Below are 16316 nucleotides of genomic sequence, written 5' to 3'. Positions count from 1 at the left end.
GGGGTCATCCCTTCGGGGTGGCGGAAAGCAGCTCGACGTTGCCGTCGAACTGCCAGAGCGGGTTCGGTGCGTCCCCGTGCGGAGTCCGCACCAGGAAGTAGCCGTTCACTTCCTTCGGCCCGTCGCCGTCGGCGACGTACCGCCCGTCTGCGGTGACGTCGAGCTGGTAGACGGCCTGCCCGGTGGCCTCGACGTCAGGGAGGTGCCAGGACACGACACAGCGCCAGTCGTTGCCCGGCCCCTGGGCGCCCGTCTGGACGCTGCCCTTGGTGCACGCCGCGGCGGCCTTGAGCTGCGCCTCGGTGACACGCGGCCGGTTGAGCTGCTCGGCCTGTGAGCGGTAGAGGTGGGCGAAGGCCGTCGCGACCGAGCGCTGCACCTTGTCCTGCCCGATGCCGGAACCGGCGGCCGGGGTCGCCACGGCGACCACCACGACCGTCACCACGAGGAGCCCGACGAGGGGCAGGGCACCGGCGGTGAGCGCGCGGCGCCCCGAGCCGTCGTGCGCCGGATTCGTGAAGTCGCGCCGTACGAAGAGGAGATGGGCCAGCCCGGTCGCGGTCGCGGCCCAGAGCAGGCTGACCACGACGGCGATCAGGAGCGGTCCGGCCTGGGCCGGGCTGGTGAACAGCCCGTTCCAGGCGATGAACGCGTAGCTCGGCAACGCGAGGCGTACCGGGGTGGGCAACGGCAGCATCTGGGCGAGTTGCATCGCGAGCGCTACGAGCGCGGGCAGCAACAGCCCAATCGGGGAGCGTCCGAGGGCGACGGATCCCAGCAGGCCGATCGCGGCGAGGGCGAGGGTCGGGGCGAGCACGCAGAGCCAGGCCAGCAGGACCTTCCCGGCGGCCTCCGAGCCGCTCAGGGTGTGCCCGTCGAGGCCGACCAGGGGGTGGTTGCCGACCGCCAAGAGCCCCCCGGCCGTGCTGGAACAGGCGAGGCCTGCCACGAGTAGCAGGATCACCGTGAGGCTGGCCAGCGCCTTCGTCACGAAGATCCGCCGCGGCGACCGCACCGCCACGAGGAGGTGACGCCAGGTACCGAGCCGGTCCTCCGAGGCGAACACGTCACCGGCGACCACCGACGTCAGCAAGGGGAGTGCCCAAGTGCCCGCGAAACCCAGCGTCACCAGCGGCCCCGCCCACCCGGTGGCGAGCATCCAGCGCCCGAAGAGGGTGTCGGAGGGGAGCGTGCTCTGTTGGCTGACCGCGGCGACGAAGACGGCCGGAACGGTCCAGCACGCGAGGACCAGCAGGCGTACTCGCCACTGCGATACGAGCTTGACCAGCTCGAAGCGGTAGCCGCGAACCACGGATACGCGACGGATGCCGGAGGCGGACCGGGCGGCGAGGGTGGTGGTCATCGGTTGGCCTCCTGCGGCTCGGTCCGCCGCTTCCCGCGCGGCGATGGTTGCCTGGCGGCAGACGGGGCCGGTTGGTCGGTCGATTGCCCGGTGAGGGAGAGGAACGCCGCTTCGAGTGGCGAGACCACGGGTGCGAGCTCGCGCAACGCGATGCCCGCGCGAACGAGCCGCCGTACCAGTTCGTCAAGGGCGGGCACGATGGCGCGAACGATCAGCACGCCGGGGTCGGGGCGCCCCTGGGTGGCGGCGGTGACCCGGATCCCGTCCGTCTCGGATGCCAGCCGACGGGCGGCCTGTGGCTCGGAGGTGAGCAGCCGGTAGTCGAGTTCGTCGTTCTCGGCGGCGAGCTTGCTCAGCGGCCCACAGAAGACGACCCGTCCGGTGGCGAGGATGGTGACCTCGGAACACAGCGCTTCGAGGTCGTCCATGCGGTGGCTGGAAAGCACGATGCTGGTTCCGTCCGCGGCGAGCTCGGTGAGGACACCGTGTACGTGCCTCTTGGCGGCCGGGTCCAGGCCGTTGCACGGTTCGTCGAGCACGAGCAGTCGGGGTTTGGTGATCAGGGCGGCGGCGAGCCCGAGCCGCTGGCGCATCCCGAGCGAGAACCCGCGGGTCCGGTCGTCGGCGACATCGGTGAGCCCGACCCGTGCGAGTACGTCGTCGATCCCCGCCGTCCGCGCGTCGTGCCCGCGTAGCGCGGCCAGCGCGGCGAGGTTCTGCCGGGCGGTGAGCGAGGGGTAAAGACCGGGCCCGTCCACGAAGCCGGCGACACCGTCCGGCGCGGCGAGCGCCCGCCCCACTGGCGTGCCCAGGATTTCGAGGCGGCCGCTGTCGGGGATGGCCAGTCCGAGCAGGAGGCCGAGCAAGGTTGTCTTGCCCGCCCCGTTCGGTCCGGCCAGGCCATGGACCTGACCCTGCGCCACATTCAGGTCAATGCTGTCGAGCGCGACGACGTCCCCGAAGCACTTGGTGATCTCGCGTGCCCGGAGTGCCGGCAGTGTGTTCATGCGCCCCCTCTTTCGAAGAACCCCAAGGACCATAGGGAAGTGCGTACAACGCCTGCAGGGACGAGGAGTTGAACGCTACGGGAACGAGAGGTGACCCACATCACTCTCGGCGGCAGCCGTCTCGTTTTTGACGGTCGGGAAACGGTGACGCGGGCGCGCAACTGGCCTGCAGGACAGGGGAGATGAGATGGTCCGTACCGCCGCCCCACGTGCGCCGTACCGGACACTATGGAGTGCATGTCCATCGGAGCGGCGGATGTCAGCGGGGTATCGGCAGTGCTGCCGTGGTGCTGGCGGCTCCGGCTTTCTGTGCTGTCGGCTGCGGGTTGCCGGTTGCCGTCGCGGTTGTTTCGGCGGCCGGGGCCGTCGGCTGGGCGGGGGGAGAGAGGGTCGGCCCAATGGGCGGCTGCTCGCCGTGTGGGGATGCTTCGCGGCGCTAGCCACCTTCGGCCGACCCGCTCATCCGGCCCGCGTGCACCGCCGTTGTCAGGCACGCCGACCCGCCTCATCCGGCGCGTGTGCACCGCCGTTGGCAGGCAACGGGCGACGGTCGAATCGCCGTATCTGCTAAGCCATTTGCTACGTCGTCTGCGGCGCCTCGCGTCCCGCCCCGATGGGAACGCCCATGCCGGACTGCATGGTTGGGCCCGGGAGCGTGGCGGGTTTCGGGGCTGCGGGTGTGCGCGGGGGTGGGGCCGGGACGGCCCTCGGTGGGCCGGGTACGGCCGCTGGGCTTCTCACTATGACGGGGGCCCTGTGTCGGTGTGTCTACTGGGAGACCGGGCTGTTCGACGAGTCGGCGCCGGATTGGTTCGCCGCCCGTGGATGCCCGCTACGACGGCCCGCTCCACGCTTGCAGTATCGGGGATGGGACGTGGCTGGCGGAGGTAGTGCCTGTCTGATATGTCTGTTATTGGCTTGTCGCGCATGTCGCGGCGCCCTGGTGGTTCAAGCGTCCCTGGAAGCTCGCATACGCCTTAGTACGCCGATGCGAGGGGCCTACGGGCGGGGAACTGCCAGCCCACACCACCCGTGCACCAACACACACCTCTGGGAGTCATGTCATGAGCCCCTTTCGCCGGTTCGCCGTCGCCACTTCGGCGACTGTCCCTCTAGCGCTGGCAGGCATCGCGCTAGCCACTCCCGCCCAGGCCGCCGACAGCGGTGGCCTGGACGGGGGTGGTGGCCTGGGCGGTGTCGTCGGCCTCGTCTTGAACCTGGTCGGCGTCGTCGTCGGCCTCCTCTGACCCGGCAACCTCACCCGATGGTTCCAACCGTGGCGTGTCTTGAACGCCGCGGATGTCTGACAGGCGGGGGCACAGCCAGAGTTGGTGTGCCCCCGCTCGGGGGTGCAGCCAGAGTCGGTGTGCCCCCGCTCGGGGGAGTTGAGCTCTTCGCCTCCCGAACTCCAGTGGTTTCAGCCTTGTTCCGTTCCCATGTGGAGATGGGTTGCTGGTCGGGGGCTGATGTGGCGCCCCACATCGGGCGGGCAACCTCCAGGTGTGCTTCGTTGAACTTGCTTACCTATTACCGCACTTGACGTGCGTCGTGGTTGATTCGGTGGCGGACTCGGGCCTTGTCGTGGTGGTCCGGGGCGCAGTCGTCGCATGCTTCCGGGGTGAGTTCCATGCGTGTCTGACCGTTCGCCACGATGAACTGTTCCGGCTGGCCGGCGCGGTGCCGTCGGGTGCCGAAGGGGCTGGCGGCGGCGGTGCGAGATCAACTGCCCGGCGGGCCCCGCCACCTGCGCTTCCGCCGGAGCCGCCGCATCAGCGGCGTCCCCCTTCGGCTCGGTTCTGTTCGGCCCGACGGAACAACATGTCTGCGGGGTCGGCCAGTTACTCCCACTGCCCCTGAACCTCCTGAGACTGCTCACCAGTTACCCGGCGAGCGCGGCCAACTCGCTTCGGGAAAGCGACGATCCATTCCAACTCGGACATCCCGGGAGCCGCCACCGCGCCAGCCCACCTGAGCTGCGGTTCAGTAGAAACACACGAAAACCATGGGTCTCGGGATGATCAAGTTTCATGGTTTTGACGCCTGTTGGATCTCTCCGGCTGGGGATGTACTCCTCGGACAAGCCGAATCAACGAACGGGAAAAGCCTTGTCCGAGAAGCTGTCTGCCCGTCAGATCGAGATCTCCTGGCCCAACTTCGGCATCACGGTCACCGCCGACCTTGACGACCGCAACCCGGCACTGGCCGACGCCCTGTGGGAGTCCCTGCCCTACCAGAGTCTCCAGGGACACGCCCTCATAGCGGGGGAACACCTCTACCACGTAGCGCCCATACCCACGCTCCTGCACACCCCCCACACCACCCGTATCCCCGACCGGCGCGAGGCCCCCAACGGCACCGTGTTCTGCTCCGGCTTGCAGCACTTGGGCATCAAGTACGGCACCCTGACCGAGCCGATGCCCGCCACCCCCGTTGGCCAGATCCGTGAGGCGGACATGCCCGCCCTGCTGGAAGCCGGGGCCGCGATCTGGGACGCCGTCTACTCCACGAAGAAGCAGATCCTCGCCGAAGTCCGCCGCGCAGGTGGGCCGGGTGGTCACCGCATCCCGATGCTCCAGGCCACCAACACGGCCGCCAGCCACCTGATCGCCGACATCGCGGCCGAGACCGAGAAGATCTGGCTCGCGCCCCCGGCCGAACTGGAGGGCCTCCACCAGGGCATCATCCCCTCCCAGGCAGGCAACTTCGGCACTGTCCTTCCCACCCTGTTGTTCGTCAACGGTGAGACCCGGCCGCTGGGTTACGCCGCCTACGGCGGACTCGTCCGCGCCGCCGTCCAGGACATGCCGATGGACTCCCTCGTCCACATGGCTCGCCTCCTGGTGGGTGTCCCCGCCGAGTTCCTGGGTTACTGCGGCCTGGAGAAGCTCTGGGCGTTCACCCAGCGCTTCCTCGACGTCCTCAACCGCCTCGACCGTGACGACTTCTACGCCGTCACCAGCCAGATGGCCCTCTACATCAACTGCCTCGGCGGCTGGAACCTCCAGCTGTACCCGTGGGAGACCGGAGACCACCTGCGCCAGCAGGGCGTCAAGACAGGCGCGTAGCCATGGCCGGAGCGGAGTCCGCCGCGCAGCTGACGACACCCGTACGCATCCCCGCCACCAGAAGCCCACATCACAGGAGAAGCCCTTGAGCGCCCTGCCTGCCCGCGCTGACGCCGTCGTCATCGGCGGGGGAGTGATCGGAACCTCCGCCGCCTACCACCTCGCCGAAGCCGGCGTGAACACCGTGCTGTTGGAGCGCGGTGGCCTCGGCGGTGGAGCATCCGCGCACACCGCGGGCATGGTCCGCACCTACTTCCCCGGCGATCCCCACACCGGGCGCATGGCCGTGGACAGCCTGAACGCCTACCACGACTTCGCCCGCCACACCGCAACCCCTCTCGCCCTGAGGCGGCTCGGGTTCATGGTGCTGTTCACCGATGAAAAGCAGATCGCCGAATTCGAGGCCACCCATCAAGCCCAGCAGGACGCCGGCGTCCAAGTCGGCCTGATCAGTGCCCGCGAAGCATCCGGACTCAATCCGCTGGTCAACGAACGCGCCGTCCTGGCCGCCGCCTGGTCTCCCGAGGCGTACCACGTAGACAGCCTGGACATCGTCCGTGGCTACGCCGCCGCCGCCCGCAATCACGGCGCCGATCTGTTCACCCACATACCCGTCACACGTATCGACGACGACAACACCGTCCACACCCCCCGGGGCAGCATCAAGGCGGACAGCATTGTGTGTGCGGCCGGGCCCTGGTCCGGCGAGGTGGCATCCATGGCATCGGTCGACCTGCCGATGACACCCCACGCGATCGAGATGCTGTTCACCGATATTCCGCCCTTCCCGCACCGCGAGATGCCCATGACGATGCATGCCACATCCGGCCTGCGGATCCGCTCGTGGAAGGACCGCATCCTCCTCGCCATGGGCGTACCCAAGGCCGGGGAAGCACGCGAAGCCTGGCTCGGCCGCATCAGCGGCCATCTCGGCACCCTGTTCCCCGCCTTGGAGGGCATCGGCCTGCATCGCGCGTGGACCGGCGACTTCGATGCCAGCCCCAACAACACCGCCTTCATCGGCCAACACCCCACCCGCCGCTTCCTGTACGCGGCCGGTTTCACCGGTGCCGGTCTGTGTCAGGCACCCGCGGCCGGGGGAAAGCTCCGCGACCTGCTGATCGCCAAGTAGCCTCAAAACAGGAAGAAATACCGTGATTGTTCTGGGATGTAACGGTTTCAGCCGGGTGTCGGAGTTCTTCTCCGAACGCCTCGGTGCGACCGGCATCAACAAGCATTACCTCTTGGGCCACGATGCCGCCGCCGCACTCCTGATGGACGGCCGCCTCGTCGCCGCGGTGGAGGAAGAACGCCTCAACAGGGAGAAGAAGACCACCGACTTCCCCACGAACGCGATCGACTGGTGCCTCAAGGAAGCCGGAATCACGTTCGATGACGTCGACCTGTTCGCCTTCCCCTGGGACTGGTCCACCCAAGTTCTGAACGAGATCCTGAACGGCATTCGCACCTCGCCGATGCCGCAGGCCGCGAAGGCCGATCTCATGAGCGACATAGCGGACTTGTTCGATCAGATCGTCAGCCACGAAGCGATCCTCGCGGACTTCGAAGCCCGCACCGGACACCGTCCCGATCCGGCCAAGGTCCGCTTCGTCCCGCACCACCTGGCTCACGCCACGACCGGCTACTACCTCGCAGGCATGAAGGACGCCGCGTTCCTCGTCAGCGACGGGCGCGCCGAACGCTTCTCGACCTTGATGGGCGAGATCCGCGACGGCCGGATCACCGTCTTCGACGACACCGTCACCGGGGCCGAGTACTCCATCGGCACCCTGTTCTCCGCCATCACCCGCTTCCTCGGCTTCGTCCCCAACAACGACGAGTACAAGGTGATGGGCCTGGCCGGATACACCAACCCCCCGACTCCGAACCCGTTCATCGAGCAGCTTCTGACGCTGCATGACGGCGGCCGTTACACCTTCACCAAGCCCCTTCAGACCGACAACCTGCACAGCCACGATGCCCTGTTCGAGGAGTACTTCGGACCCTTCGAAGACACCCTCGAATACAAGGCCCGTGTCGCCGCCGCCGCGCAGCAGATGCTGAACGTCGCCACCGCCCACCAGGTCCGTCACCTGGAGAACAGGACGGATCTCGACCGGCTGCTGTTCGAGGGTGGCGTCGCCCTGAACTGCCTGAACAACACCCCGATGTTCGAGGGGTCCCGCTTCGATGACATGCAGGTCAGCTTCGGCGCCTCCGACACGGGCATCACCATCGGAGCCGCGGCCCACGCCTGGCTCAACCACCCCGACACCGATCCCGCGGGCGCCCTCGCCGCCGCACCCGTCACCCCCTATCTGGGCCCGGCCTATGACGACGCCGCGATCGAGGAGGCCCTTGAGGGCTTCACCGGCCGCGTCCTCGTCTCGCGTCTGGAGGACGACGAGGTCATCGAGCAGGTGGCGAAGCTGCTGACGAAGAAGGTCGTCATCGGCTGGGTCGAAGGCCGCGTCGAGCACGGGCCACGCGCGCTCGGGCATCGCAGCATCATCGCCAACCCCGGCTTCACCGACATCAAGGACATCATCAACACCCGGGTCAAGCACCGGGAACCCTTCCGCCCGTTCGCTCCCCTTGTCCTCGAAGAGCAGGCGCCGAAGATCTTCGACATGGGGCGTAAGACCAGCTCCCCGTACATGACCTTCGTCTTCCCCGTCCGCGACGAATACAAGGACCGCATCCCCGGGGCCGTACACGTGGACGGCACCTCCCGTATCCAGACCCTGACAGAAGAGGGAACCCCACGGCTTACGGCACTGCTGCGGAAGTTCATCGAACTCACCGACACGCCCTGCCTGATCAACACCTCGTTCAACGTCGCCGGCGAACCCATCGTCTGCACCCCCACCGACGCCCTGGCCTGCTTCATGGGCACCGAGATCGACTATCTGGTCCTCGGAAACCACCTCATCACCAAGAACGACTCCCCGGGGTCCACGCGATGACCACGTGGGCGCGCGTCGAGCGGCACGTCTTCGCCGCCCGCGACGGCGCCGCGGTGGCCTGAGTCGGCGACCGCCGCTTCCAAGGCCGGTTGGAGACGGAGCCCCGGGAAGCGTGACCGATGCGGGTCGTACAGCTCGGCCTCCCCGACCGCATCGCTCCGTTCGACGCGTGGATCACCACGATCGACCGAATCGACCACCAGAAGAAGGAGCAAACCCATGCAGATTCAGCGCAAGCACACCATGTACCACTCGACCATCCTTGAGGCCGACCCGGACACCGTGTGGGCGACCGTCCGCGACGCCATGCAGATCCTGGACATCGTGTCCCCGGGCGACCTGGACATCCACAGGGACGTCACCTGGACGGAAGGCGGCTCGGTCGAGACGGTCCCGGCCCGTTACGACTTCAAGCTCACGCTCAACGGCCGTCTCGTCCAGCAGGAGATCGCCGCCCGCGACGAGATCAACAAGACCCAGTCCTACCGGGCCATCGCTCCCACCAGCGGAGTCGCCAGCTATGAGGCCACCATCCGCGTGCACGCCATCACCAACGACCCGGCCCGCAGCTTCTTCGACTGGTCGCGGACCCTGGAGATCGCCGACGACGCCGACCTGAACGTGGTGGCAGCCATCATCGGCGTCATGGAGAAGCAGACCGACGCCGTACGAGACCACTTCGCGAAGACCGCGCAGTGAGTGACGTGACGACGCTCGTGCTGCTGCGGCACGGCGAAACCCTGCTCACCCCGCAACGACGGCTCTCCGGCAGCGGGGGGTCCAACCCGGGACTCTCACCGGCTGGACGCCGTCAAGCCCAGGCGACGGCAGACGCCCTCGCCCACCGCGGCGACATCGAGGCGGTCGTCACGTCACCGATGCGGCGCTGCCGGGAGACCGCCCTGACCGTGGCCGCGGGCCTCGGCCAGAGCATCCAGGTCGACCCGGACCTGCGGGAAGCGGACTTCGGCGCCTGGGAGGGTCTGACCTTCACGGAAGTACGTGAACGCTACCCGGACGACCTGAGCGCATGGCTCGCCTCGCCCGAGACACCACCTTCGGGCGCAGGGGAGACCATGCAACAGGTCACCCGCCGGGCCGCCGCCGTACGAGACGGCCTCCTGGCCCAGTACGCCGGCGCCACGGTTGTGGTGGTCTCCCACGTCGGGCCACTGAGAACCCTGATCCGGCTCGCCCTCCAGGCCCCACCACACAGTTTGTTCCGCATGGAAGTCGCAGCGGCCTCCCTGTCGACGGTGACGTACGACGCGGACGGCATCGCCACGGTGCAGGCCCTCAACGACACCCACCACCTGAACTGAATCGCACGTCCTGGGGTCCGGCACACATCACATGCGCCGGACCCCATGACGTGGGACGCAGCTCCACCACATTGCTCCACGCGATGGCTTTGACCAGTGCATACGGACCTGGGGATCCCGGCGCACCGGCGGGGTCGCGCACGGCTCCCGAATGGCACGGGATCACTCTGTGTGAACCGACGGGCCTGTCGACGGCCGAACCCCGCCGTTCACGGATCGAGATCAACCCAGCCGCCGGGTTACCCCGGATCGACGGGCCGGAGCCGTCGCCCGGCTTCGTACGACTCTACAAGAGGGGCCAGCTGACCAGCCAACTCCTTTAGGGTTTCGGTGACTTTCCCCGGCAGGCCAGGGCAGATGTACTTGCGCTATTCCGGATTAACAGCGAGTGAACGAAGCCCTGAAGGGACAGTGGAGGTTTCTTGATGACCACCCGGCGTTCTCCCGCCCGCACCTCGCAGGACCTCAATGAGTCGTTCACCAGTGGAATCGGCGACGGCCCGCTGAAATCGGACGGAACACGGCCGGGATCGAACCCGGCCCGCACCCCGGTCTCACCGGAACACATTGTCGGCGCCCAGCCGCGCCGATCTCCCGCGAGTGCCGCCCACCGACCTGATCGCAAGGCGGCACCCACGGATCCCCATTTGTTGCCCGGATGCTCTGCCCGTCGCGATGCCGCGCGGGCAGAGCATCCGGGGAGTCCCCACAGCTGCGACACAGGAGAGACCATGGCCACGCACACTCAAGAGAAGAGCATCCAGGAGCTTGAGCGCACCTGGATGGACGAGGCCATCGGCCTTGCCACCGACAGTGTGAAGAACGGCGGCGGTCCGTTCGGCGCACTGATCGCCAAGGATGGCGAAATCGTCGCGACCGGGAACAACAACGTCACGTCGAACCTGGACCCGACGGCGCACGGCGAGGTGACCGCGATCCGTGCCGCCTGCCAGACGCTGGGCACCTTCTCGCTTGAGGGCTGCGTCCTGGTCACCTCGTGCGAGCCGTGCCCGATGTGTCTTTCCTCCGCGCTGTGGGCGAGAGTCGACCGGATCATCTTCGCGGCTGATCGGGACGACGCCGCGGTGGCCGGTTTCGACGACCGCAAGTTCTACGACCTGTTCGAGAAGCAGCCCGCGGAACTGTGGCCGATGGAGGTCGAGCGCGTGGAGATGGTGAACCGTACGGCGCCGTTCGACGCGTGGATCGCCAAGTCCGACCGCGTCGACTACTGAGAGTTCGTTTGATGTTGATTCGCGATGGGTGCTTCAACTCGCTTTGTTGCACTCATCGCCAACATGCTTGAAATACCTGGAAGTTCCGCACTGGTGGGAATCTTCCGCTCCCTGCCGCACCAGACGGAATCCAGCGTCGAGAAGCGGGTCAAGCGGGCGCTCGGTGCCGAAAAGAATAAGAGTGCCCCGCATGCGAGCGAACGCTCGCGCGCGGGGCACCTTTGTCGATCCGGGTCGTCGATCCCGGTAGATGGTCAGTCGCCCTCGGTTTCGAAGGTGCGCAGCAAATCAGCAGCGACGCTCACAGCGATCGTCGCGGGCTCCTTACCGGTGATGTCGGCCAGCCCGATCGGCGTCTTGATCCGGTCGATGGTGGCGTCGTCGTGACCGCCCTCGGTGGAAAGCCGCTTGCGGAACCGCACCCACTTGGCCGCCGAGCCGATCAGCCCGATCGACCCGAGGTGGCTGGTGCGCAGGGCGGCGTCGCACAGCGCGGCGTCCTCGGCGTGATCATGGGTCATGATCAGCACATGGGTGCCGCGCGGCAGCTCTTCGAGGACCTCCTCGGGCAGCAGCGGCGTGTGGTGCACATGCACCTGCGCCACCGCGTCCCCCAGGACGTCGAGCCGCTCCTCGGTGAGCATGTCGGCGCGGGAGTCGATGAGGTGGAGGTCGAGATCCTGGCGGGCCAGGATGCGCGCCAGCTCCAGCCCGACGTGTCCGACGCCGAATACCGCCACCGCCCGTACCACCGGCAGGGGCTCCAGCAGCACCGACACCGTGCCGCCGCAGCACTGAACGCCGTGCTGGTTGGTCACCTTGTCGTTGAGGGCGAAGTCGATCAGTTCCGGCTCGGGCTTGGACGCGTCCAGCATCTCCCGGGCCCGGTCGATCGCGACGGCTTCCACATTGCCGCCACCGATCGAGCCCCACGTCCGCCGATGCCCCACCACCAGCTTGGCGCCGGCGTCGCGTGGGGCATGGCCGCGCACGGTCGCGACGGTCACCAGCACGCCGGACTCCCGACGTGCCCGCAACCGTGCGACCGCGGCGACCCACGTCATGTCAGGCACCGCTCATCGCTGCAGCGCCGGTGCGGACCTTGCCGTTGGAGGCATGGCCGTTCACGGCGGACCCGTCGAGCGCGGGCCCGCTCTCGGAGGCCTTGCGGACCTCCTCGATCGCCCAGTACACCGCTTCGGGGGTCGCGGGCGAGGCCAGATCGACACTGGTCCCGCTCGGCCCGAACGCGGCGGCGGCCTGACGCAGCGCCTCGCGCACCGAGAATGCCAGCATCAGCGGAGGCTCGCCCACGGCCTTGGAGCCGTACACGGCGCCCTCTTCGGTGGCGTTCTCCATCAGCGTGACGTTGAACTCCTCGGGCATCTCCGAGAAGCTCGGCAGCTTGTACGTGCTCGCCGCCTGCGTCTGGAGCCGGCCGCGGTGCGGGCCGTCGCTGGTGTCCCAGCGCAGGTCCTCCAGGGTCAGCCACCCCGCGCCCTGCACGAAGCCGCCCTCGACCTGACCGATGTCGATCATCGGGGAGAGGCTGTCGCCGACGTCGTGAACGATGTCGACGCGCCGGATGCGGTAGGCGCCGGTGAAGCCGTCCACCTCGACCTCGGTCGCGGCGGCACCGTTGGCGAAGTACTTGAACGGCGTACCGCGGAACGTCTTCGCGTCCCAGTGCAGCCCCTCGGTCCGGTAGAAACCGGCCGCGGAGAGCTGGACCCGCTGGAAGTACGCGGTGCGCACCAGGTCGTCCCAGGCCAGTTCCTTGTCGCTGCCCAGGACCCGGGCGACGCCCTCGACGATGCGTACGTCGGAGGGGTTGCCGCCGAGCTGGGTGGCGGCCACCTGGTGCAGGCGCCCCCGTAGCTGCTCACAGGCGTTCTTGATCGCGCCGCCGTTGAGGTCGGCACCCGAACTCGCCGCGGTGGCCGAGGTGTTGGGCACCTTGTCGGTACGCGTCGGGGCGAGCCGCACCTTGTGCAGCGGGATGCCCAGGGTGGTCGCGGCCACCTGCATCATCTTGGTGTGCAGGCCCTGGCCCATCTCGGTGCCGCCGTGGTTGATCAGGACGGAGCCGTCCTTGTAGATCAGGACCAGCGCGCCGCCCTGGTTGAAGGCGGTGAGGTTGAACGAGATGCCGAACTTGATGCCCGTGATGGCGAGCGCCCGCTTGGTGTTCGGGTGCGCGGCGTTGAAGGCGGCGATCTCGCGCTTGCGGTCGGCGACGGAGCCGTCCTCCTTCACCTGCTCCCAGACGGCGGAGATCCGGTCGGCCTGGGTGACCAGCTGGCCGTACGGCGTGGTCTGGCCACGGCCCGGCTGGTAGAAGTTGCGCTCGCGCAGCTCCATGGCGTCCATGCCGAGCTGCGGGGCGACGCGGCCCAGGATGTCCTCGATCACCAGCATGCCCTGGGGGCCGCCGAAGCCGCGGAAGGCCGTGTTGGAGACCGTGTTGGTCTTCGCGATGCGGCCGGCGACGCGGGCGTTGGGGATCCAGTACGTGTTGTCGATGTGACACAGCGCGCGGGCGAGCACCGGCTCCGACAGGTCCAGGCTCCAGCCGCCGTCGGCGGTCAGGGTGGCGTCGAGGGCCTGGATGCGGCCTTCGGCGTCGAACCCGATCTTCCACGAGGAGTGGAAGCCGTGGCGCTTGCCGGACATGGTGAGGTCCTGCGTCCGGTTGAGGCGGAAGCGGACCGGGCGGCCGGTGAGCTTGGCGCCGAGCGCGGCGATGGCCGCGAACCCGTGCGGCTGCATCTCCTTGCCACCGAAGCCGCCGCCCATGCGCAGGCACTGCACGGTGATCTCGTGGGCGGGGACGCCCAGGATGTGGGAGACGATCTCCTGGGTCTCCGAGGGGTGCTGGGTGCTGCTCTGGATGAACAGCTGCCCGTTCTCGTCGACCAGGGCGAGCGCGGCGTGTGTCTCCAGGTAGAAGTGCTCCTGGCCGGAGAAGGTGAACTCGCCGGTGAAGACGTGCGCGGACTCCGCGAACCCGGCATCGATGTCGCCGGTCTCCATCAGCGGGCGGGCGCCGTGGAAGCTCTCCGCGGCGATCGCCTCGGCGACGGTGACCAGGGCGGGCAGCTCGTCAAGCTCGACCTCGACGGCGGCGGCGCCGAGCCGGGCCGCCTCCAGGGTCTCGCCGAGGACCCAGGCCACCGCGTGGCCGTGGAACATGACCTCGTCCGGGAAGAGCGGCTCGTCGTGCTTCATGCCGGCGTCGTTGACGCCCGGCACGTCCGCGCCGGTCAGCACGCGCACCACGCCGGGCACGGCGAGCGCGGGTTCGGTGCGCAGCGCGGTGATCTTGCCGTGCGCCTTCATGACCTGCACCGGGTACGCGTGGAGCACGTCCTTGGTGCGGTAGATGAGGTCGTCGGTGTAGAGCGCGGTGCCGGTGACGTGCAGTGTGGCGCTCTCGTGCGGCATGGAGACGCCGACGACGGGCTTCTCCGGGAGTTCGGAAAGATGGCTCATGACGAAACCGCCTCGGTGGTTTGCGCGTACAGCTTGTGCAGGCTCTGGCCGAGCATCGCGGAACGGTAGAGGGAGCTGGCACGGTGATCGCTCATCGGCGTGCCCTCGCCGCGCAGCACTCTCGCCGCCGCGTCGACGGTCTCCGTCGACCACGGCTTGCCCTCCAGGGCAGCCTCGGTGGCGAGGGCGCGGATCGGGGTCGCGGCCACGCCGCCCAGGCCGATGCGGGCCTTGCGGACGACGCCGTCCTCGATGTCGAGGGCGAAGGCGACGGCGACACTGGAGATGTCGTCGAAGCGGCGCTTGGCGATCTTGTGGAAAGCGGTGACCTTCGACAGCGGCAGGGGAACGCGTACCGAGCGGATCAGTTCGCCGGGACGGCGCACGCTCTGCCGGTAGCCGGTGAAGTAGTCCGCGAGCGGCACCTCACGCTCGCCATCGGCGTCGGTGAGAACCAGCGACGCCTCAAGGGCGAGCAGCACCGGCGGGCTGTCACCGATGGGGGAGCCGGTACCGAGGTTGCCGCCGAACGTCGCGCTGTTGCGGATGAGGCGCGAGGCGAACTGCGGGAACAGCTCTGCCAGCAGCGGGACGCTGCCGTCGAGGTTGCGCTCGATCTCCGTGAGCGTCAGCGCCGCCCCGATCTCGATGTAGTCGGATTCGATCCGCAGCTCCCGCAGTTCGGGCAGCCGGTCGACCGCGACCACGCAATTCGCCCGGCGAGCACGGATGTTCACCTCCACACCCCAGTCGGTGCTACCGGCGACCACCACCGCGTCGGGCCGCTCGCGCAGCAGCCGCACCCCGTCGGCCAGGGTGCTCGGCCGCAGGAACGAGCTGTTGTCCTGGGCGTATTCGGTGGCGACCGCTTCGGGCGCGGGCTGCTCGCGACGCTGCGCCATGGCGTCGTCCTCGGCGGGCATGCCGACGGCGAACGCGGCATCGCGAATCGGACGATAGCCGGTGCAGCGGCACAGGTTCCCGCTCAGCGCGTGCAGGTCGAAACCGTTCGGACCGTGCTCGGGATCGGCGGCGTCATCCGAGTCCGCATGCGTACAGCGGTCGGAGCGGTAGTACTCGGAGGCCATGCTGCAGATGAATCCCGGGGTGCAGTATCCGCACTGGGAGCCGCCGCGGACGGCCATCTCCTCCTGTACGGGGTGCAACGCGGTCGGCGTGCCGGATTCATCGACGGTGGCCAGACCTTCGGAGGTGATGACCTCCTGGCCGTCGAGCCCCGCGACCGGAAGAAGGCAGGCGTTGACGGCCACCCAGTCCGTGGGCTTGTTCACTCCGGGCCGGGCCACCAGGACCGAACAGGCTCCGCATTCGCCTTCGGCGCAGCCCTCCTTGGTGCCGGTGAGTCCACGCTCGCGCAGGAAATCCAGCACCGTGGTGTGGGGTGTGGCCGGTGAAATCGGCGTTTCTTTCCCGTTGACCGTAATACGCGCCGCTACCATGGCACGTCCTCATTTCGGCGCATGGTCGATCGGACTATCTCAGTAGCCATCTCAGGAGCTTTCTATTTCGGTGGCGCAGCTCAAGAACGCGGAGCGCAACAATTCGGCGCGTGACGACGCGCCTAGGCGGTGGCGGAGACGCAAAGATGCCCGGAGCCGCAATTGGGCCTACCGGGAAGGGGGCTGTTCAGCAGCCGTGTGCTACACGGCCGGGAGCCCAGGCGATCTGGTGAGCGAGGCGAATCAGTTCGGAGATGATCGACATCCGACTTCGCCTCCTTCCAGTAGCTCACGAGTCGTTGCGGTCGAATTTACGTCGCCGTAGTTCATCGGTCAAGCCAAATTTGGCTCGAATCCTTGGAGGCGGGCCCCTTCGTGTGGCGGGTCTTCGTCCGTGAAACCCGTC

General features: G+C 68.1%; 12 protein-coding genes. 7 read left to right on the top strand and 5 right to left on the bottom strand.

What is annotated here, in order from left to right:
- Positions 1–4: 4 nt before the first annotated feature.
- Positions 5–1363, bottom strand: coding sequence for an ABC transporter permease (locus tag OG522_RS02665; RefSeq protein ID WP_329461278.1), 1359 nt, complete (start codon positions 1361–1363; stop codon positions 5–7).
- Entirely contained in the window at positions 1360–2370 is a 1011-nt protein-coding gene (locus OG522_RS02660; protein WP_329461277.1) for an ABC transporter ATP-binding protein, read from the bottom strand. The genes OG522_RS02665 and OG522_RS02660 overlap by 4 nt, the downstream gene beginning before the upstream one ends.
- A gap of 1064 nt (positions 2371–3434) precedes the next feature.
- Here OG522_RS02660 and OG522_RS02655 point away from each other — a divergent pair.
- The 7 genes from OG522_RS02655 (at position 3435) to OG522_RS02625 (ending at position 10958) form a co-directional block, all read left to right on the top strand.
- Positions 3435–3617 (top strand): hypothetical protein, encoded by a 183-nt coding sequence (locus OG522_RS02655; RefSeq protein ID WP_329461276.1) that lies wholly within the window; start codon positions 3435–3437, stop codon positions 3615–3617.
- 858 nt (positions 3618–4475) lie between these two features.
- Positions 4476–5435 (top strand): hypothetical protein, encoded by a 960-nt coding sequence (locus OG522_RS02650; RefSeq protein WP_329461275.1) that lies wholly within the window; start codon positions 4476–4478, stop codon positions 5433–5435.
- Between the two features lie 85 nt (positions 5436–5520).
- The gene (locus OG522_RS02645) at positions 5521–6567 is read left to right on the top strand and encodes an NAD(P)/FAD-dependent oxidoreductase (protein ID WP_329461274.1); all 1047 of its coding nucleotides are present in this window, start codon (positions 5521–5523) and stop codon (positions 6565–6567) included.
- A 22-nt stretch (positions 6568–6589) separates the two neighbouring features.
- On the top strand, positions 6590–8401 hold the full coding sequence (locus OG522_RS02640; protein ID WP_329461273.1) for a carbamoyltransferase family protein: 1812 nt from the start codon (positions 6590–6592) through the stop codon (positions 8399–8401).
- Positions 8402–8620: 219 nt separating this feature from the next.
- On the top strand, positions 8621–9100 hold the full coding sequence (locus tag OG522_RS02635; RefSeq protein ID WP_329461272.1) for an SRPBCC family protein: 480 nt from the start codon (positions 8621–8623) through the stop codon (positions 9098–9100).
- 5 nt (positions 9101–9105) lie between these two features.
- Positions 9106–9723 carry a histidine phosphatase family protein gene (locus OG522_RS02630; protein ID WP_443074648.1) on the top strand — a complete coding sequence of 206 codons (618 nt, stop codon included), beginning with the start codon at positions 9106–9108 and terminating at the stop codon, positions 9721–9723.
- Between the two features lie 731 nt (positions 9724–10454).
- Complete coding sequence (locus tag OG522_RS02625; RefSeq protein WP_329461271.1) at positions 10455–10958, top strand: nucleoside deaminase; 504 nt, start codon at positions 10455–10457, stop codon at positions 10956–10958.
- Positions 10959–11212: 254 nt separating this feature from the next.
- Here the strand turns inward: OG522_RS02625 and xdhC are convergent, their stop codons facing one another.
- From xdhC to OG522_RS02610, 3 genes are read right to left on the bottom strand one after another with little or no spacing between them, the layout of a single operon-like run.
- Positions 11213–12022 (bottom strand): xanthine dehydrogenase accessory protein XdhC, encoded by an 810-nt coding sequence (gene xdhC, locus OG522_RS02620; protein WP_329461270.1) that lies wholly within the window; start codon positions 12020–12022, stop codon positions 11213–11215.
- A gap of 1 nt (position 12023) precedes the next feature.
- The gene (gene xdhB, locus OG522_RS02615) at positions 12024–14450 is read right to left on the bottom strand and encodes a xanthine dehydrogenase molybdopterin binding subunit (protein WP_329461269.1); all 2427 of its coding nucleotides are present in this window, start codon (positions 14448–14450) and stop codon (positions 12024–12026) included.
- Entirely contained in the window at positions 14447–15910 is a 1464-nt protein-coding gene (locus OG522_RS02610) for a xanthine dehydrogenase small subunit (protein ID WP_329461268.1), read from the bottom strand. The genes xdhB and OG522_RS02610 overlap by 4 nt, the downstream gene beginning before the upstream one ends.
- Between the last annotated feature and the right edge of the window lie 406 nt (positions 15911–16316).

Origin of the sequence: Streptomyces sp. NBC_01431 (assembly GCF_036231355.1) — a bacterium.
GTDB lineage: Bacteria > Actinomycetota > Actinomycetes > Streptomycetales > Streptomycetaceae > Streptomyces.
The sequence above is the reverse complement of the archived record's forward strand: the minus strand, read 5'-3'. Positions and strand labels throughout refer to the sequence as shown.